The organism is Paenibacillus jiangxiensis (assembly GCF_046098255.1).
Lineage (GTDB): Bacteria > Bacillota > Bacilli > Paenibacillales > Paenibacillaceae > Paenibacillus > Paenibacillus jiagnxiensis.
The window spans coordinates 230,459-247,653 of the sequence record NZ_JBJURI010000004.1 but is presented as its reverse complement, the minus strand read 5'-3'; the positions used below and the strand labels follow the sequence as shown (position 1 = coordinate 247,653).

At 44.6% G+C, this 17,195-nt stretch carries 21 protein-coding genes and 1 pseudogene; 9 read left to right on the top strand and 13 right to left on the bottom strand.

Going from position 1 to position 17,195, the window contains the following annotated elements:
* Positions 1–102: 102 nt before the first annotated feature.
* Positions 103–999: an AraC family transcriptional regulator gene (locus ACI1P2_RS06285; RefSeq protein WP_355317884.1), complete on the bottom strand. Its 897-nt coding sequence runs from the start codon at positions 997–999 to the stop codon at positions 103–105.
* Positions 1,000–1,128: 129 nt separating this feature from the next.
* The gene (locus tag ACI1P2_RS06280; protein WP_355317972.1) at positions 1,129–1,290 is read right to left on the bottom strand and encodes a hypothetical protein; all 162 of its coding nucleotides are present in this window, start codon (positions 1,288–1,290) and stop codon (positions 1,129–1,131) included.
* A gap of 605 nt (positions 1,291–1,895) precedes the next feature.
* Here ACI1P2_RS06280 and ACI1P2_RS06275 point away from each other — a divergent pair.
* Positions 1,896–2,693 (top strand): WG repeat-containing protein, encoded by a 798-nt coding sequence (locus ACI1P2_RS06275; protein ID WP_355317882.1) that lies wholly within the window; start codon positions 1,896–1,898, stop codon positions 2,691–2,693.
* 21 nt (positions 2,694–2,714) lie between these two features.
* Here ACI1P2_RS06275 and ACI1P2_RS06270 read toward each other — a convergent pair whose 3' ends face one another.
* Together ACI1P2_RS06270 and ACI1P2_RS06265 are read right to left on the bottom strand one after the other, a co-directional pair.
* Positions 2,715–3,914 carry a macrolide family glycosyltransferase gene (locus tag ACI1P2_RS06270; protein ID WP_355317968.1) on the bottom strand — a complete coding sequence of 400 codons (1,200 nt, stop codon included), beginning with the start codon at positions 3,912–3,914 and terminating at the stop codon, positions 2,715–2,717.
* A gap of 147 nt (positions 3,915–4,061) precedes the next feature.
* Entirely contained in the window at positions 4,062–4,271 is a 210-nt protein-coding gene (locus ACI1P2_RS06265; protein ID WP_355317880.1) for a hypothetical protein, read from the bottom strand.
* Positions 4,272–4,283: 12 nt separating this feature from the next.
* On the opposite strand from ACI1P2_RS06265, the gene ACI1P2_RS06260 reads away from it, so the two are divergent.
* The gene (locus ACI1P2_RS06260; protein WP_408976152.1) at positions 4,284–4,595 is read left to right on the top strand and encodes a TetR-like C-terminal domain-containing protein; all 312 of its coding nucleotides are present in this window, start codon (positions 4,284–4,286) and stop codon (positions 4,593–4,595) included.
* A 103-nt stretch (positions 4,596–4,698) separates the two neighbouring features.
* Here ACI1P2_RS06260 and ACI1P2_RS06255 read toward each other — a convergent pair.
* Positions 4,699–4,949 (bottom strand): annotated as a pseudogene (locus ACI1P2_RS06255) (transposase); the annotation flags it as partial.
* 152 nt (positions 4,950–5,101) lie between these two features.
* Positions 5,102–6,103 carry a type I glyceraldehyde-3-phosphate dehydrogenase gene (gene gap, locus ACI1P2_RS06250; protein WP_355317964.1) on the bottom strand — a complete coding sequence of 334 codons (1,002 nt, stop codon included), beginning with the start codon at positions 6,101–6,103 and terminating at the stop codon, positions 5,102–5,104.
* Between the two features lie 107 nt (positions 6,104–6,210).
* Here gap and ACI1P2_RS06245 point away from each other — a divergent pair, with 107 nt between their 5' ends.
* Positions 6,211–7,065 (top strand): AraC family transcriptional regulator, encoded by an 855-nt coding sequence (locus ACI1P2_RS06245; protein ID WP_355317878.1) that lies wholly within the window; start codon positions 6,211–6,213, stop codon positions 7,063–7,065.
* 177 nt (positions 7,066–7,242) lie between these two features.
* Here the strand turns inward: ACI1P2_RS06245 and ACI1P2_RS06240 are convergent, their stop codons facing one another.
* Positions 7,243–7,653: a MerR family transcriptional regulator gene (locus tag ACI1P2_RS06240; protein WP_355317876.1), complete on the bottom strand. Its 411-nt coding sequence runs from the start codon at positions 7,651–7,653 to the stop codon at positions 7,243–7,245.
* A 302-nt stretch (positions 7,654–7,955) separates the two neighbouring features.
* Here ACI1P2_RS06240 and ACI1P2_RS06235 point away from each other — a divergent pair, with 302 nt between their 5' ends.
* Complete coding sequence (locus ACI1P2_RS06235) at positions 7,956–8,291, top strand: YciI family protein (RefSeq protein WP_355317874.1); 336 nt, start codon at positions 7,956–7,958, stop codon at positions 8,289–8,291.
* 162 nt (positions 8,292–8,453) lie between these two features.
* Here ACI1P2_RS06235 and ACI1P2_RS06230 read toward each other — a convergent pair whose 3' ends face one another.
* Complete coding sequence (locus tag ACI1P2_RS06230; protein ID WP_355317872.1) at positions 8,454–8,837, bottom strand: RidA family protein; 384 nt, start codon at positions 8,835–8,837, stop codon at positions 8,454–8,456.
* A gap of 105 nt (positions 8,838–8,942) precedes the next feature.
* Between ACI1P2_RS06230 and ACI1P2_RS06225 the strand changes: the two genes are divergently transcribed.
* The gene (locus ACI1P2_RS06225) at positions 8,943–9,281 is read left to right on the top strand and encodes a winged helix-turn-helix transcriptional regulator (protein ID WP_355317870.1); all 339 of its coding nucleotides are present in this window, start codon (positions 8,943–8,945) and stop codon (positions 9,279–9,281) included.
* 53 nt (positions 9,282–9,334) lie between these two features.
* Here the strand turns inward: ACI1P2_RS06225 and ACI1P2_RS06220 are convergent, their stop codons facing one another.
* Both ACI1P2_RS06220 and ACI1P2_RS06215 read right to left on the bottom strand, forming a co-directional pair.
* On the bottom strand, positions 9,335–9,817 hold the full coding sequence (locus ACI1P2_RS06220; protein WP_355317869.1) for an anthrone oxygenase family protein: 483 nt from the start codon (positions 9,815–9,817) through the stop codon (positions 9,335–9,337).
* A gap of 18 nt (positions 9,818–9,835) precedes the next feature.
* Entirely contained in the window at positions 9,836–10,066 is a 231-nt protein-coding gene (locus ACI1P2_RS06215; protein WP_355317867.1) for a DUF6597 domain-containing transcriptional factor, read from the bottom strand.
* 203 nt (positions 10,067–10,269) lie between these two features.
* Here ACI1P2_RS06215 and ACI1P2_RS06210 point away from each other — a divergent pair, with 203 nt between their 5' ends.
* Both ACI1P2_RS06210 and ACI1P2_RS06205 read left to right on the top strand, forming a co-directional pair.
* A complete protein-coding gene (locus ACI1P2_RS06210; protein WP_355317865.1) occupies positions 10,270–10,716 on the top strand; it encodes a VOC family protein in 447 nt (148 codons plus the stop codon).
* 1 nt (position 10,717) lies between these two features.
* Positions 10,718–11,323 (top strand): TetR/AcrR family transcriptional regulator, encoded by a 606-nt coding sequence (locus tag ACI1P2_RS06205; RefSeq protein WP_355317863.1) that lies wholly within the window; start codon positions 10,718–10,720, stop codon positions 11,321–11,323.
* A 104-nt stretch (positions 11,324–11,427) separates the two neighbouring features.
* Here the strand turns inward: ACI1P2_RS06205 and ACI1P2_RS06200 are convergent, their stop codons facing one another.
* Together ACI1P2_RS06200 and ACI1P2_RS06195 are read right to left on the bottom strand one after the other, a co-directional pair.
* Entirely contained in the window at positions 11,428–13,731 is a 2,304-nt protein-coding gene (locus ACI1P2_RS06200; protein ID WP_355317862.1) for a beta-L-arabinofuranosidase domain-containing protein, read from the bottom strand.
* A 21-nt stretch (positions 13,732–13,752) separates the two neighbouring features.
* Positions 13,753–14,982, bottom strand: coding sequence for a dicarboxylate/amino acid:cation symporter (locus ACI1P2_RS06195; RefSeq protein WP_355317860.1), 1,230 nt, complete (start codon positions 14,980–14,982; stop codon positions 13,753–13,755).
* A gap of 363 nt (positions 14,983–15,345) precedes the next feature.
* On the opposite strand from ACI1P2_RS06195, the gene ACI1P2_RS06190 reads away from it, so the two are divergent.
* The gene (locus tag ACI1P2_RS06190) at positions 15,346–16,188 is read left to right on the top strand and encodes an AraC family transcriptional regulator (RefSeq protein WP_355317858.1); all 843 of its coding nucleotides are present in this window, start codon (positions 15,346–15,348) and stop codon (positions 16,186–16,188) included.
* A 161-nt stretch (positions 16,189–16,349) separates the two neighbouring features.
* On the top strand, positions 16,350–16,580 hold the full coding sequence (locus ACI1P2_RS06185) for a hypothetical protein (RefSeq protein ID WP_355317856.1): 231 nt from the start codon (positions 16,350–16,352) through the stop codon (positions 16,578–16,580).
* A 256-nt stretch (positions 16,581–16,836) separates the two neighbouring features.
* Here the strand turns inward: ACI1P2_RS06185 and ACI1P2_RS06180 are convergent, their stop codons facing one another.
* Complete coding sequence (locus tag ACI1P2_RS06180; protein WP_355317854.1) at positions 16,837–17,058, bottom strand: hypothetical protein; 222 nt, start codon at positions 17,056–17,058, stop codon at positions 16,837–16,839.
* Positions 17,059–17,195 lie beyond the last annotated feature (137 nt).

Here is a 17,195-nt window from a genome sequence, read left to right as displayed (position 1 = left end):
AGTTTCATATCCTGCCACTGTGCGATAGGATGGTGATTCCCATCGCTATCATCCTCAGAATTCTAATAGTAAAGCCTGTGCCCTTATTATAAGTAAGCGTTTTTATTTTGACTTCTCATTAGCGTCCACTAACTTCTCAAAATCCTCACTTAATCCGTTCATTTCACGATATTCTTTCGGAGAAGAACCAGTATTTGCCTGAAAAGCACGATAAAACGAAGCCATACTCTGGAATCCACAGTCAAAGCAAATATTCGCGATCAGATCATCGGTGGTGACCAGCCGCTTTTTCACCTCACTCAGCCGAAGCTGAGCGAGATAATCCCGCAGACTTTTCCCTGTGTACTCTCGGAATAAACGCGATGTCCGGGCCTGCGACCAACCTACTGTCAGTGCTACATCCGCAAGCTGAATATTGCTGCCAAAATGCCGGTGCACATATTCGAGCATCTGTCTCAGCTCCCGGTACGAATGATTCATTCGTCTCCACTGCTCGCTTGAAATGGAGCCGATGTAATTTCTAAGCAGCATCACACTAATATCAATTAAAATGCTGCGCGTCCTGGACAGGTATCCTACATCCTGCTGTGACAGTTCTTCATGGATGGTCATGATGCGGGGCTTTAACTGATGAGCAAGACTCGTCTCTGCGGGAATATGATTCTGAAATTTCTCAGACTGATAGCTATAGGGAAGCAACAGCTTTTCATCTTCAAGGAGCAGTATACTGGGGTCAAAATTAATGAAGATAAACGTACTGGGATCGGCTTCGTCGGATTGCGCAATGTGCAGCTCGGTCTGGTTCACGATGAAAATATCTCCCGGGCGCACGTTATAGCATTTTTGCTCAAAGTAAAAAACGCCGCTGCCTGAAATGCAGCAGCCGATTTCCAGGCTGGTATGCGTATGGAATGGCTCCAGCGTGGTTTCCGGAGTCCACTGGAACGCAACGATTGGAATATCATGGGGATAGTCAATATGTAATTTCAAGTAAGTCACCCTTTGGTTAAAGTTAACCGTCATTTTACATAATAGTACACTAGATAACGAAGGATATTAAACCCAACATGTAAAAAACAGATCACTTAATGAGCAATAGATATCATTAAGTGATCTGTTTTATGATAATTACTTCAAGTATCTTCCCGTAATCGACTGCTCCGCATGGATGATCTGGGCAGGTGTGCCTTCGAACACCACCTGGCCGCCCTTGCTGCCTCCGTCCGGTCCCATATCGATGATCCAATCCGCCTGGCTGATCACCTCGAGGTTGTGCTCAATGACGATCACCGTATGCCTTAAGCAAACAAACCGGCTGCAAATTACATGCAGTCGGTTTATGTTGTTTGTCGTGAGCCATCGGGCGAAAGTTTGCAAAACTTCAATAATTGGACGCCATTCAGAGAGGCTTTGATTATAGGTCAGCATTTGGTGTCGTGTCAATCCACTTTGCGGCCTGCATGGCCTTTTTCCTTTTACGAGAATCAAGAATTTGCGCTAGTTTATGACGTTCCCGCTTACGATCTTCCAATAACAGTTTGACTCCCCGAATCAGAAGTCTGTATCTCATTTCATCGTCATGACCAAGCTTGTGCATTTCTTCGAAATAATTCTTGTTCAATTACAATCTCACTCCAGACCTCTCTCCGATTTTATTAAATCGTACCATATGGCCCTAGACATTTTCTAAACATGACTAATTGAACTGCCATTACAAGGTCTTATGGACTATAAATGTAATGAGAGCTGGGTAGCTTCGCTTATCTTCGACAAGTTTAGCCTGTTTGGCAGGCCCAGAATGACCAGATGAAAATAGAAAAAATTTCAAACCCAAGAAACCTTCCTCCATTTTTTTCGTCTATATGGAGATAAATCAACTGCAGAGGAGCTTATGTATGCTAAAAAGGTTCGGATTAGCTGTATTGATTTTTACCGTAGCTGGTACGGGGTGGGCTGCTGCCGACAGTACAACGGCTCTTGTGGCTTCAAAAACACCGGTGGATTTTAACGTGGCCCGGCCTGAAAGCGATGGTGCTTTTCATGATGGCTTGTTAGTCGCCGAGACCTCTGCCGGAAATCTGGTGTTTTATAATCCCAAAGGGGAGAGAGCCTTTTCTCTGTCCGCCGAGCTAAAACCGGTTGGTGATTTCCATGACCAGCGCGCCATCGTCAAAAATACAAAAACCAATCTCTATGGATACATTAATACCAAAGGGGCACTGGCCATTCCCTGCCAATATTCCGAAGCTAATGTGTTTAGCAATGGAAAGGCCAAGGTCACCGTAGCCTCGAGCAAAGAAAGCGTCTTTATTAATCCTGCAGGAAAAATTCTCACTCGGTTGAAAGAAAATGCCGAATCAGAATATGTATTTACGGATGGCTTGGCGCTCGCCTACGCCTCCAACAATGGCAAGGTCGGATTTATTAATACTTCCGGTCAGTTGGCCGTTCCGTATCAATATAAATATAGTCGTGCTTTTTCGGACGGCCTGGCTATTGTTCAGAATGGCAAAGGGCTGTACGGGTATATCAATACCATGGGAAAGGAGGTCATCCCTCCTCAATTTAAATCCGAGGGAGACTTCTCGGAAGGGCTGGCTCCCGTCCAAAATGCCAAAGGAAAATGGGGCTTTATTAACAAACAGGCAAAGCGTTCATTTTGTCCAAACATTCTGTTGAAAAATAAAAAATGAATCATCGTGCGGGTAAAACCTTTAACATGTTCTCCTTGTAAATTCGAAAATCTCATTGACGGCTTGATGATACCCGCCTGATTGTCGAAAGGATTCCCCTATGCTTGTAGCAGCTTTCTTGAAAGACGGGAGGCTTAACACATGATCCGTGGTTTCCCGCAGTTGATTTACAGTCAAGCTTTGCATTTGTAATTTCATGCCTGCTCCGATATTGGCTACTTGCTCCGCAATGATCGGCTGATCTGCGCTTAGCGGGATTACAATGAGCGGAACCCCGCAATAGAGGCCCTCATGTGCACTGTTCATGCCCCCATGTGTGATAAATAATTTAGCATATTGCAGGACCTCAGTTTGCGGCACGTAATTTTTTACGATGAAGTTTTCAGGAATTTCCCCTAAATCAGAAACTTGGGCTTTATTGCCGATAGACATAACAATCGTGTGATCCGTGTTCCCAAATGCCTCAAAACAAAGCTTATAAAAATCAATGGCCTGGTTAAAGACGGTGCCCAGTGAAATGTAAATGGGGCTCTTCCCCTTGATTGCAGTAAAGTCGAAGTTTTCTGGAGTGAATCGTGAAGAGATCGATGGGCCAACAAATTTATAAGTTTGGTCGAATGCTTCCCCATCAGGTTGAAACTCCCTTGTTGTATAAACGATTGTAAGCGGAGCTGGATTACAAAACACTTCGTAAGGAGATTGGATATCCACGTCATATTTTTCCTTCACCATTGCCGTCAGGCTTTGAAATCGATCGGTTATAGGTTTAACTGTTTCTGCAGGGACTTTGATAGAGAATTGTTCCATCATTGTATCGAATGATTCTTTTGTCTGCGCAAAAGAACTACAGGAGTTGATTGCAGGAAGCTTAAGAATCTGAGCAAGCAAACGTCCACAACCAAACATGGAGTCATGGATGATGTAATCAAAATGCTCCCCTTTGATCTGTTCAAGCACGCTGGGTATGACGATATCTGCCGTAAGTAAAAGACCGTTGATTCTTTCGAGTAAATAATTTCTTCCACCCGAGATAAAGGCTTTGATAAATTTCTGGTCGTCAAATGTTCGTACTGAAGCACCCGTCTTCTCAATACGTTCCCGAAAAGCTTCTATACAAAAGTACACCACCTCTTCTCCGCGCGAAACAAGCTCTTGCACAACCCCAATAGTCGGATTGATATGCCCTTCAGATCCGCCATTAATAAACAAAACACGCGCCATTTTCATCATTCCTCTCCTTTATCATTACCCTCTTCCTTCAACTTTAGATGATAATGCTAATTCCAGCAAATAACCGCTTGTGACATTCAATACAACACAATGTTCTGATCGTCACTCTCACTATGCTGTATCGCTTCAATTGGATCTTTAATGAAAGTGTCGCCTGCGCATTGCAGTACTCATCCAGTCAGGAGTCCAGGTCTGCTCTTTGTCATCGATACGTTTGCCCGGTGGAACAATGGCATCGATAGCATCCAGCACATCCGTACTGAGTCTCGTCTGCGAACCGGACATATAGGCCTTTAATTGTTCAAAGGTACGTGGTCCCCAAAGAGTTGATGTGACAGACCGGATCAAGCGTATCCTCCAATCACAAATGCTTTTCAATATTTGCATATGCATGCCAGCCTTTTCAAGACGCTGATTTGTTCGGGAGCCCCAACAGAATTGAGAGAGCGGCTTCAGTATTTAGTAGGCACTCGCATGTATGAAAATCTTAAACAAAACCAAGCTTGTATGAATGATAAAAGCGAATTATCAGAATATGCTGTTGCTTACCTGGGAAACGCGCAGTTTGGATTGATTCAACATTGGTTTATGACTGATCGTGCCATTCCCCCCGAAGATATAGCAAGGTTATTAACCGTATTTATTCGTAAATCATCATATCTTGTTGATTAATAGTAACCCAACTTTCTCGTGTTACTTTCTCACAAAGCGTCAGTATGGTAGCGTCAAGAATTTTGTGTAAATAGAATAACCTTCTTTTGTAGATGGCCTCTGTTTAATCCGTGGTTGTGAACATAGCCTGTAGTTCAGCCCGTGCCTGGTCAAAACCGATGTGGCAACGGGTTGCAAAGCGCTGGTTGTAGCCCTCAAATTGAGCAACTAAGAATTTTCCCAGTGCTTCTTCGTGTGGAACTGCTCTTTGCGCTTGGTGTAATTCTTAAATTGCTTGTTGAATGACTCAATGAGATTCGTAGAGTAAATGCTTTTCCAGATGGCCTCTGGAAAGCTGTAAAACATGAAAATATAGTTCAGGTTTCAACAAATGAAATATTGGTGAAGAAAATAAATAGCTTTCCATCCACAAGTCCCTTTAAGTAAAAAAGCTAGCGCCCGAAGCGTTAGCTTTTTTACTATTGATGATGTCCTAATAGGTGGCAAAAGGACTAGTCTGTTAAACATCATAATTCTGCAAGGTATTTTGCGGTACGAATCATCTGGCTTGTAAAGGAATTTTCATTATCGTACCACGCAGCGATTTTTACCAGTGTATCTGGCCCTAACTCTGTTACCTTCGTCTGGGTTGCGTCAAACAGGCTGCCGTAAGTCATGCCGATGATATCAGACGAAACAAGCGGTTCATCTGTATATCCGTATTCATCCGATTGGGATTGCTCCATCTTCTTGTTGACCTGCTCCGCTGTTACGGAGCCGCTCACAACTGCGGTCAATTCTGTCAGTGAGCCTGCCATAACCGGCACCCTTTGCGATGTTCCATCCAGCTTGCCATCCAGGGACGGGATCACAAGCCCGATTGCTTTTGCTGCCCCGGTTGAGGTTGGGATGATGTTGCCCGCCGCGGAACGCGCCCGGCGCAGGTCGCCTTTGGCGTGAGGGCCATCCAGCGTATTCTGGTCGTTGGTGTAGGCGTGTATCGTGGTCATAAAACCCTTTTTGACGGGTGCAAGCTCGTTCAAGAAATACGCCATTGGCGCAAGGCAGTTCGTCGTGCAGGAAGCAGCCGAAACAATGGTATCGTCCTTAGTCAACGTGTGTTCATTGATACCAAAAACGATGGTGGGAACATCCTTTCCGGCGGTGGTGGATATCAGTACCTTTTTGGCACCTGCTTCAATATGTGCCGCTGACGCTTTTTTTGATGCGAAAAAGCCTGTGCACTCCAGAACAACATCAATTTGTAATTCTTTCCACGGAAGTCTGGCGGGGTCTTTTTCAGCATAGATCGGAATATTCACGCCATTCACGGTCAAGCTGTTCTCACTATAATCAATCTTGGCGTCATAACGCCCCTGCGTTGTGTCGTGCTTCAGCAAATGCGCAAGCATCTGCGGACTTGTAAGATCATTGATGGCTGCAACTCTGTATCCTTCCGTATCAAAAAGCTGTCGAAATGCGAGTCTGCCAATTCTGCCAAAACCATTAATTGCGATATTAATTGCCATCATCATAACCACCTTTCTTTGTCTTCATTCAAATTATATCCCTTGAATTTTTGTGATACACTGTCATAAGTGAAGCATTTAACTATACTATCTGTCAGGTGAGAACCATGCCGCAAATTGACCGCCATAAAAACAGGACTGTAAATATTGAATTTGTAGCTGCCGAGGATTTTACTCATTTTCCCTACCCGGAGCGGTTGACTCTGGCTTTTGTTACGAATGGAAGTATAAAAGGGATATTGAATGAACGCCCGGTCACCATTTCAGCACCCGCTATTCTTTGTTTGTCTGCAGAGGATACGTTACAAGTTTTAGATAAGCATAACGTTTCTGCATCATCGTTTTGTTTTCATCCGGATTTTCTTGATTCGACCCCCCTTTCTGAAACACAAGATTACTTTCCGACCAAGCTGAAAATACAAACAGGTCTTTCGCTGTTTCGTAAGTCTCCTGTACGAACCGGGATACCTCGTATAACTGAGAAAGCATATCCACAATTATTTGAGTGGTTTTTTGTGATTGGCACAGAGGTGTATGCACAAAGCGATGCACTCTGGGCATGCAGAATCAAAAAATACCTTATACAAATATTGGGGATGCTTGAGGATTTGAACCGATACAGCGAACAATCCCCTGTTGATTTAGTTCTGGAATATATACACACAAATTATTCCGACAAAATCACCCTGGAAGATTTAACGAAATGCGCGTACTTGAACCGCGTTTCTCTCAATAAGATGTTTCAGGAAAGATGCGGATGTACGGCAATGGGCTACTTGCTGTCGCACCGCTTGAAGGTTGCGGGGGATCTTCTGACTCATACAGACATGAGCTTGAATGAAATTGCACGTGCTACCGGATTTGAGTATGACACTTACTTTATAAAACAATTTACGGCCAAAAGAGGCTTGTCTCCTACAGCATATCGGGAAGCCTCCCGCAAGTTCTCTGCTGCCCAATAAGGGACCGCTTCAGTAGGTAATTTTTCGAAACTGCTTCTGAATTTAACGCAGTCAAAAGATACGCCCCCGATGACCGGCTTGGGGCACAGTCATACACAAACAGAAAGGCCCTACTAACCACTATTTCCTTTCTCAAGATCCTTGATCAAGAAAAAGAAAATGGCTTGTAGGGCCTTTTTATGTTTTTGGAGAGGTTTTGTTTTTGTCCTGTTGTAGTTTATCTGAGTCCTCTAGATTTTTGAAAAAATTGATTTTATGGTCGATTTTCTCCAGCGTCATTTCAAGTTCCTTCATTTGATCAATAACTTTCCTGCGATAAGATTCCATGAATTCTCGTCGTGCTGTTATTGTAGAGACTTCACTACTGCGCAAGGCGGTAAAGTGCTGCATCTCACGAATGGGCATCCCCATCGCTCGCAAGTAACTTAAAACTTGAAACCATACGATATCGGCCTTTGAATACTGACGATATCCATTTTCGTCCCGTTCTATACCGTCAATTAACCCGATTTCCTCATAGTATCGCAATGTATGGATGCTTAATCCCGTCTCTTCAGAAACTTGTTTGCTCGAAAATTTGTTTTCCATATTTTTATTATAACATTGGTTCGAACTATATTGCTATCGGGTGCACTCTATACTTTATCATTGCACTTGTCAGTAATAATTTTCATTTTAGGAGGAATTCATATGCGTGTTTTTGTCACCTGAGCAACCGGATTCATCAGATCTGCTGTAGTTCGCGAGCTCATCGAGGCAGGGCTCCGACAAGCCATTCGTGGTCACCTCGGGGACTCACGCTGGGTCGTCTCGGGACGGAAGAGATCCGGAAGGAGACGGGCGCGCATGACTATGAAATACAAATTTAAGGTAATGGAGGTTTTTTTGTAATGTCTGATAATACAGTAAGCAACAATCCAGGAAAAATGCACTTCATGTTATGGTCTACACCCCCGAGAACGGCTTTTTCTCAGGATATGACCGATATGACCGAAGAAGAGCGCAACATTATGCACCAACATATCGCCTATTGGACGGACTTGCAGAATCAGGGAATTGCTTTAGTTTTCGGACCAGTATTAAATCCGAAATCTCCGCATGGGCTTGCAATCATTGAAGTTGAGAACGCAGAGCAAGTCTCACGACTCATCACAGAAGACCCCGCCTTAATTGCAGGATTGATGACTGCCGAGTTCTATCCGATGAAGGCTGTGTTACCGAAATAACACTCTTCACTCTGAAGTAGGTGTAAAGGGGGCTAATACGACAAAAGTATTGGCTCCCTTATTGCGTTTGAAAAAACACATAAAAGTGAACAATCACCTACTGATGTGTATGTCTCCTACAGCCCCGACTGCCCTGCGCTGCGCCGCACCATATCGGCTGAGTTAGCCCGTGTGTGCGACGGCGCTGACTTCTACCAGTTGCTCAGGGAACGCCAGGTATGTCACGCCAATCATACTGCCGGCTGGCCGGTGTTCTCCCACGTATTCCTTGAACATCTGGATGACTTGCTCGGAATGCTCCGGCGCGTTTGTCAGATAGAGCTCCACATAAGCGAGGTTCGACTTCGTTACACCAAATCCCGCCAGCACACGATCAAGATTTTCCAGCGTCTGCCGGGTCTGTGCCTCGATATCGCCCTCGCCCACGAAAGTCCCCTCCGTATCGTGGGAAAATTGTCCCGAAATGTAGATGGTGCCGTTAACGCTGTAACCCTGGGTGATGCCGTGATCCCAAAGATCGTGATTATAGGTTTTGACATTAGCCATTTTGTTTTCTCCTTTACTTCAAAGTAAGGTTAGTATAAACTGAGCACAAATTAAAATGTAGTACGCACTTTTTTGACAGGTACTACCCGGAAGGATAGTGTGAATATGAGCATGGCTGATTATAAAGGAGAAGGTAATATTCTCGAGACACCTTTTGGTTATACATTGTCAGTGATTGGCGGTAAATGGAAAATGCTCATTCTTTATCTGCTGGCAGAAAAACAGCCTGTGCGTTTTAATGATATGAAAAGACAAATAGGAGCCATTACTTACAAAACATTGAGTTCACAGCTTAAAGAGTTGGAAGCAGATGGTATGGTAAATCGGAAAGAGTATCCGCAGGTTCCCCCTAAAGTCGAGTACAGTCTTACAGAGAAAGCGGAATCGCTATTACCTATTATGGAACAGCTATGTGACTGGGGAGTAAAACATCAAAATAATTGAATCCAGTTAAGAGAAACCAGGGATGAGAATTGTCCATAATTTATACTGACACATTAGTACTTGCGAAGTGCAATGACAAACAAAACAAGTGCAGCGATCGAAGCCATCGTCCGCACATGATTCCACGGCATCCAACCGGCGATATAACGTCCCCACACCCCGGCTGCATCAGAGCTCCCCGGGGTTATGGTGGCTAATTCGTTGTTCAGCGGTACATTAAAAATAGCCGTCACCAAAAATGCGCCAACGATGATACACAGGCAGCCTGCCAGTACATATCCCGCCCCTGCCGTTCCAAACCGGGCACATGAAACAATACCCAGTATCAAGCATAGAGCGGTCGTACCCATAAACACGACGATAAATGATGATTTTACGATAACATCATTTATAGACTGCATGGCGTATATGCTCTGCCCCGCCGGTAGACGGGAGAGCGCGGTCATGACGAATGTCGAGAAAGCGAAAAATATACCCGCCAGCAGGCCGGATCCCAACGCTGCAGCAAAGGTTAGGTAATAAAACAGGTTAGTCATTTCCATCCCCCTAAATGTTTATTGTCCTATCCAAAGGTCTATCGGCACTATAACGGGCCCGAACCCCAAATCCGGACTGTGACGGTCTTGAATTCGGATCTTATCTTCCCCCAGTTCAATGATGAGGTCTACCGTTCCTTCCGGAAGGTTCAATTCATTGGAGCCCTCGGTGTTATCTCCGGAATAGAACCACAAGTACTCCACGAACATCGACAAAGGCAGACCAGGTTTGTAGGTTGTAAATATCATGCTATCAGCACCACCCTTGCCACGGAAGTTTCTGTTATCTGTTTTTACTTATTTTCATTTTCGAATTGTCATAAGCGCGGGTCAAGCTCTTATTGAAAAATCTTTTCTGCCCGCAATATTATGGACATCCCATTTACATACATACTGTATGTATGTTAAAGTGACGGCATCAGTGATCCTAATCATAAAGGAGAGGTTTTCTTATGATGCTTTCGAGTTTTTATCCCGTCATTATGACGGACCGGGTTGCCGCCAGCTCTGAGTTTTACATGAACCACTTCGGGTTTGTTCCGGTATTTGAAGCCGACTGGTATGTAAGTTTAAGGAAAAACCATCCGGATCAGACTTTCGAGCTTGCCATTTTGGATGCCTACCACCCTACGGTTCCCGATCTGTTCCGCAAAACAGTGCAAGGCGTTATTCTAAACTTCGAAGTTGATAATGTAGATGCCGAGTATGAAAGGCTGATCGTTAAGGCGAAGCTGCCGTTACACCTGGATATTCGCGACGAAGCATTTGGCCAGCGTCATTTTATTACTTCCGATCCGAACGGCGTGCTCATTGACGTCATTACCGTCATTCCTCCTACCGAATCTTTTGGCGAGCAGTACACCGAGAATATTTGGTCAGATAAGGAAAATGGCGAATGATATGAGTGAGTATACCCCGAAACTGTCCAAAGCAGTACAAAAAAAGGTTACGATGCTGAAGCTGATGGAAGTGGCGAGAGAACATTTTTCCGAGCAAGGCTATACCGCCGCCCCGCTGGAAGAAATGGTCAAACAAGCAGGCCTAACCCGTGGTGCACTGTATCACCATTTTGGCAGTAAGGAAGGGCTGTTTCTGGCCGTGCTTGAATCCATTCAGCAGGAAATTGCAAAACGGATAGAGACGGACGCAGCTGCAAGCGACGATCCTTGGGAGCAGCTGCTCCTTGGATGCCGGGCATTCGTAAGCGCCGCGGTAGAGCCTCAGAATCGGCGGATTTTGCTGTTAGACGGTCCGTCCGTGCTGGGCTGGGATGTCTGGCGCAGGACAGATGAGCAGAACTCGATGCTCTTGCTTCGGGAACAACTGCAGCTGTTGGAGCGACAAGGATATTTGAAATCCGTATCTGTCGACGCTTTGACGCATCTCCTATCCGGCGCAATGAACGAGGCCGTACTCTGGATCGCAGAAACACCGGACAGGATGCAATCGCTCGAGGAGAGTATAACAGCAATTACGCTGCTGTGTGAGGGCTTCAGGAAGAACTAGCCTCTATACGATCGAGATTGGTAAAAGGCCGCTTGCCCTTCCAAGAAGGACAAAGCGGCCTTTTACAGCTTTGTTCAACCCACAGAAAATTTCAAAGAAGGTAATCAGCGAGTAAGTTTAAAATACACATGATAACGTTCATCTTGAATTTGATACAGGGGGACAAACTTAACTTCATCCAGAACAAACGTCAAAGGGTTATCCTTTTGCTGAATGATTTCTTCCAGAAATTCTTGTTCACTGGATGTCCAGGTGATATAATCCTGTTCCCCGCTGATTCCCGCCAGCACGTACGGTCCATAAGCGAGACTTTTAAGGGTATGATCATCGGGAGCGCTCGCAAGTCTCAAGGAGCAAGGCAGTGTCAGCTCGATTTCATCCTTTTTCCATACTCTGCGAAGTTTTACATATCCATGTTCATGCTCCAGATCACGAAGAGGCTCTCCGTTGATCTTGACTTGAACGGGCCCTGATACCCAATCGGGAATTCTGAACAATAGGGTCGATTCAGCGCCGCCCTCGATATTAAAGCGGACCGTTTCCAAGCTTCCCTGATCCCGCTTCTGCACTAGACTGAGCCCCTGTTCGCTCCAATCCAGTTGTGATGGAATATACAAGTTCACATACAGTCTGTCTTCATCATGGAAATAGATAGCTTCCTGGTATCTAAAATGATTTTCCAGACCCGTTCCATGACAGCAGGTATTCTCATGGGTATCGAATTTCTTGACAGATCCGGGCGCGAGCGGCATAAAGTAGGTGCTGCCACCCTCCGCTTTTTGGCTATTCTCTGAGGCAAGAATATGGTTATAAAGCGCCTTCTCATAATAATCCATATATGTTTTGTGCGGGTTAAATTGAAAAAGCTCTTTGGTCAGCTTCAGCATATTATAGCTCGCACAGGTTTCCGCCGTTTTATCGCTGAGAAAACCGGCAATGGCGTTTGGCTCTTTGAACATTTCCGTCTCTCCGGTGCCGCCGATGGCATAAATATGATTTTGCGTCACCATCGTCCAGAAGTTCTCTGCAATTTCGTAATAATCCTTGTTGCCTGTTACTTCAAACAGTTTCAAGGCTCCGATCACCTGCGGAATGTGCTGGTTGGCATGCATATTTCCGAGCGTGTCCACATTCTCCTTCATGGGGAGGAACAGCTTTTCATTGTCAAAATATTTCGCTGTGATCAAATAGTTTTCATTGCCGGTGATTGCATATAATTTGGCCAATACCTCATTCATTCCGCCAAATTCCCCGGCAATATACATGGACCACATTTTATTCAGCTGCTCTCGCGGAAGCCGGCTTAACCGGTTGTGGAGCCATTGGCCCAGCTTATCGCAAATGTCCAAAGCTTCCCGCTGCCCTGCAAGCTCGTAACAATCCAGCAGCCCGGCCATAATCTTGTGCAGCGTATAATAAGGAGCCCATATTTCCGGATAAGTCGTATACTGCTCCAGCAAATCGAACTGCTCTTCCGAATACGCGCTCAGGAAACCCTGGCCATATCCCCTCTGTTCAGACATGGCTGTTTGGCATTTGCCCAATTCTGCTACCATGTATTGAATTTTCCCCAACAACCCGGAATCTCCTGTGGCATGATAAGCAAGCGCCAGCGAGGAAAGGTAATGCCCGGTGGTGTGCCCCTTCAGATTGCATTCCGGAGCATCCCACCCCGTCATTGGCTGCGCGCCTTTGGTGTCACAGGCCGCCGCCTCTCTGAAATTGTACAGCATCTGGTCATCGTCCACGGACCGCACATATTGCAGGAAACGGTCCATGGCCGCTGCAAATTCGCTTTCCTTTTCCAGCCTTACGTCGTGTCCCTTAAATTCTTGGACCCGCTTGGTGAAATCGGCTGTTTCCTCAGCTTCATTCACCACTTGAATCGTGGCCAGTGCTTTCAAGGGACTTCCGTGCACTTGACCGTGGATTGAGAAAGTTCCCGTTTGCCGATAATCTTCCTCTTGGACCGGGTCCCAGGAAACCTGGCTTACCGTATGAATTCCGGTATTATTTTTCACAATGACCACGGTTGGCAGCTCCGGCTGATTCCCAACGTTCGTGTGCACGGTTAACGGATTTACCGCAACGATCTTTGCTTTATATTCTTCCTGGAGAACCGTTGCTTCAAAGGTTTTGCGAGTTACCGCTCCCTCATATGTCAAGGTTGCGACAAGGGCAACTTTCCGGTTGCCTATCCCAAAGGTAGGTCTGGTAACCTTGCCTGTATGACTTATAAAAAGAGTCTCTTTCGATTCCCACTGAATGGTTGAACCATGCTTACCCTTCAGTGGAAGATTCAAATCGGCTTCTACTGTATTCAAGTTTCCCAAATAAATCGCATTGCCGTCCAGTTCCGTTATTTCTTTTGCTTTTGCCGATCCGGCGGCATTTTGCCCCAGTTCCATCTCCCATCCGCCTTTCTGTATTTACGCCTGTGACACAGCGCCTATTTTTTGTTTGATCCAGTTCTTGCCTTCAATAATCCGTGAAATCACCATGCTAATGGCCGGATCACCGGTTACATTCACCATCGTGCACAGCGGGTCTGTAATGGTTCCCAAAATAACCAGGATCGGAACCGCTTCCATCGGAAAGCCGAAGGCGGTACAGATGAAGAGTTCACCAATAAAGCCGCCGCTCGGAATCGTGCCCACAATAATTCCGCTGATCAAGGCTACCAGAACGGCTTTGACCATATCTCCCGTGCCCATTGTCATATTGAAAATCCCAAACATAAAGAGAATTTTGATCATTTGTACGGCGACTACACCATTTTTATGCATGTTTGCGCCTAGCGGCACGATAATGTCTCCGATTTCATCAGGAATACCCATTTGCTTCACAGCCAGTCTGTTCACAGGGATACAAGCTGTACTACTGCAGGTTCCCATCGCCGTGGTCAGCGGCAGCCATATATTTTTCCAAAAACGCTTGATTCCGGTTTTGCCTCCGCCAAAATAAGTGGCCAAAAAGGAGAACAGAATGAAAAACAAGATACAAAATACCACGTAAATAACGGACGCCCGGGCAACGGACCACACAATCTGATTGCCTACCTTGCCGATCAGTGTTGCGAAATAGCAGGCGATGCCCACAGGAGCGTAATACATAACAATGGAAACGATTTTATTCAACACAGAGGATAAACTATTAAGCAATTTGGAGACAGGGGCTCCCTCTTCTCCAATAGAGCTCACGGAAATCCCGAACAGGATTGCAAAAACAATCAGGGCCATCATATGCTTTAAGGACAGCAACTCAACGAAATCGCTTACAGTTATCAGGCCAACAAAATCAAATGAAGCCGCCTGCTCCTGAACAGCCTCTCCAAAGCTGACCTCGGCGTTCAGTGCCGGATTAAAGATCAAACCGGTGATCAATGCCAAAACAGCAGTAATGATGCCCGTAACCACCACGACCAAAAAGAAAATGCCCAAAATTTTACCCAGCTTTTTCAAATTGGTCATGCTTGCTATAGAGCCGGCTATGGATACAAACACCAGCGGCACAATGATCACAAATACCATGTTCAGAAAAACATCGGCAAAGGGCTGCAGGACTGCGGATTTTTCACCCATAATCGTGCCGGCGATCGCGCCTAGTACAACACCGGCAAGCAGTATAATCGAGAATTTATAGTTTTTTAATACTTGCACCCTTCTTCCCCCCAGTAAATTTTGAAATGTCAGGGCTCATTCCGTCGACTGAATGAAAGCGCTAAACCTTCTAAGCGGACCGTCTTATAGATACAAGTATGCCACCCTGGCAGGGGGATTAAAATCATTAAAATAAACAAAAAATATAATGTTATTAGCATCGAAAATATAACATTATTATCATTTTTATTTTTTTAATTGGTGGGTAATATCCGCATTATTGGCTAGTGCTTGGAATTTATTGATCATGACAGCGTTTCCATGCTATGATTTATATAATAAAATTGATTTGAGGTGGCAGAATTGCTATATATCAATTTCACCTGTCCTCCCTTGCCTCATCTGATCGTCGGGGGAATATCGTTGTTCCGGAGAGGAGATCTTCATGAACGCCGCGTTCTTGATCATACGTTTGACCTGATCTTTGTCTTTTCGGGAGCTCTTTATCTGGAAGAAGATGGGCGAAAATATACGATTGAGCCTGGCCAATATTTAATTTTGAGCCCCGGCAAGCTGCATAAAGGCTTCAAAGCCTGCACCTCCGATACGACCTTCTCCTGGGTTCATTTCTACACAACGGGGGATTATTTCTATTCCGAGAATCCCATAACTCATGCCGACCCCAAAATGAACAAAACGAAATATTATAAAAAAGATGTATTTTATATTTCGCTTCCCCAATCCGGAAGGATTGACGACAGTCTGCATGAAATGTTGAAGAATTATATGGACAGCATCTCCCAGGTCAAAATTGACAAATATCATAATGAGAAGCTGTTTTATTCATCGACAAAATCCCAAATCGAATACCAGCAGTTATTTCTGAAAATATTAACGATTTTTTGCGATTTACGAGAACACGAGAAAGAAAAGGAATTGGCGGATGAGATTTTCGATTACTTTTCTTTGCATTATCAGGAGGCGTTTGATTTGAACCAGCTTGCAGCCCAGTATTCCTTTCATCCGGCCCATATCATTCGATCTGTGAAGAAAAAATACGGACTGAGTCCGTTGCAATTGCTGCTCTCCATCCGAGTCCAAAAAGCAATGAAGCTGTTGGAAGAAGAGCGTCACACCGTCGGGGAAATCGCATCCCTTGTCGGCTTTGCCAACGCTGCTTACTTTTGCAAGCAGTTCAAAAAGATCACTTCTTTAACGCCTTTGCAATACCGCAATCAGCAGCGGTCTTTACGCTCTACTGACTAGCGGATTCGACCAATACTCTTAAAAGCAAAAAACGAACTTCTTCCATGTTTTATGTTTTAGCTGATTCACTATAGTTTCTAATCATTAACAAAAAACAACCTCTCTCCTGCCTGTTTATTCAGGTAGGAGGGTTGTATTTTTTTCTAGAGGGAGGTCTACAGATGCTCAAGTTATTACTCGGATGTACTTCCATTTTATCTGCAGTGATAATATTATGTACTGGTTTCTTAATCTCAGCTCTTAAGTCAGTAGAACGTTCTGCTGACATCAATAGTGGAGCATTTCGATATAATATTTTTAATATTCATTTATGGTGGTTTGCGATTCCGGTTCTTCTTATCATAATTGGTTTTTGGCTTGTATATTTGTATAGTAAAGATGTAGAAAAATAATCATGGGGGAGTAACGATCTATCTTTGTTTTCGTTGCTCGCCCTATATTTCTTTTATAAAATGGGACTTTTATCAATATTCAACTAATAATGATCTTCCCCTTTCCTCTCAAGTTCGTCTATTTAATTAGACCATCAAAGACTTGATTTGGTAACAGGAAAGATGTAATACGGGCCTCCCGATATCCACCATGTAGGGGGACTGACTAACCGGAAGTTTTGCGACAATACACAGCAAATACAACATAATGTAAACACTAGTCCTCAACAGCGCGGTTCATCTTGGGCGCGTTTTTTGCATTTCTTCCCTCCATAACGAACGACAAATGCATTTTACCCGGGCCCGAAACACTTCCGGTATTCCCGCAAACAATGATATTTAAAGGGTCAACTTTAAGTCCCTTGACAAAGGGCAGATTGCTCTGCTTCATTGCAGAATAATCACATACACCAACAATTAAGGCACGCAATGTTGCCATGTTTTTTTCACCCACCTGAAATGATTTATAACTAATTATATCATACGATTGTAGCTTGCAACCCTAGCTCTATAGCACATAACTTTAAACATCGGGCCAACTTGCCCTGCTTGCCGGTTTGTGAAGCTCCCCAGATT

Bases quoted from the DNA above. Each gene is read 5' to 3' on its own strand.
- ACI1P2_RS06275 (WP_355317882.1), top strand. From the start codon at position 1,896: ATGCTAAAAAGGTTCGGATTAGCTGTATTGATTTTTACCGTAGCTGGT.
- ACI1P2_RS06270 (WP_355317968.1), bottom strand. From the start codon at position 3,914: ATGGCGCGTGTTTTGTTTATTAATGGCGGATCTGAAGGGCATATCAAT.
- gap (WP_355317964.1), bottom strand. From the start codon at position 6,103: ATGGCAATTAATATCGCAATTAATGGTTTTGGCAGAATTGGCAGACTC.
- ACI1P2_RS06245 (WP_355317878.1), top strand. From the start codon at position 6,211: ATGCCGCAAATTGACCGCCATAAAAACAGGACTGTAAATATTGAATTT.
- ACI1P2_RS06240 (WP_355317876.1), bottom strand. From the start codon at position 7,653: ATGGAAAACAAATTTTCGAGCAAACAAGTTTCTGAAGAGACGGGATTA.
- ACI1P2_RS06235 (WP_355317874.1), top strand. From the start codon at position 7,956: ATGTCTGATAATACAGTAAGCAACAATCCAGGAAAAATGCACTTCATG.
- ACI1P2_RS06230 (WP_355317872.1), bottom strand. From the start codon at position 8,837: ATGGCTAATGTCAAAACCTATAATCACGATCTTTGGGATCACGGCATC.
- ACI1P2_RS06225 (WP_355317870.1), top strand. From the start codon at position 8,943: ATGAGCATGGCTGATTATAAAGGAGAAGGTAATATTCTCGAGACACCT.
- ACI1P2_RS06220 (WP_355317869.1), bottom strand. From the start codon at position 9,817: ATGACTAACCTGTTTTATTACCTAACCTTTGCTGCAGCGTTGGGATCC.
- ACI1P2_RS06215 (WP_355317867.1), bottom strand. From the start codon at position 10,066: ATGATATTTACAACCTACAAACCTGGTCTGCCTTTGTCGATGTTCGTG.
- ACI1P2_RS06210 (WP_355317865.1), top strand. From the start codon at position 10,270: ATGATGCTTTCGAGTTTTTATCCCGTCATTATGACGGACCGGGTTGCC.
- ACI1P2_RS06205 (WP_355317863.1), top strand. From the start codon at position 10,718: ATGAGTGAGTATACCCCGAAACTGTCCAAAGCAGTACAAAAAAAGGTT.
- ACI1P2_RS06200 (WP_355317862.1), bottom strand. From the start codon at position 13,731: ATGGAACTGGGGCAAAATGCCGCCGGATCGGCAAAAGCAAAAGAAATA.
- ACI1P2_RS06185 (WP_355317856.1), top strand. From the start codon at position 16,350: ATGCTCAAGTTATTACTCGGATGTACTTCCATTTTATCTGCAGTGATA.
- ACI1P2_RS06180 (WP_355317854.1), bottom strand. From the start codon at position 17,058: ATGGCAACATTGCGTGCCTTAATTGTTGGTGTATGTGATTATTCTGCA.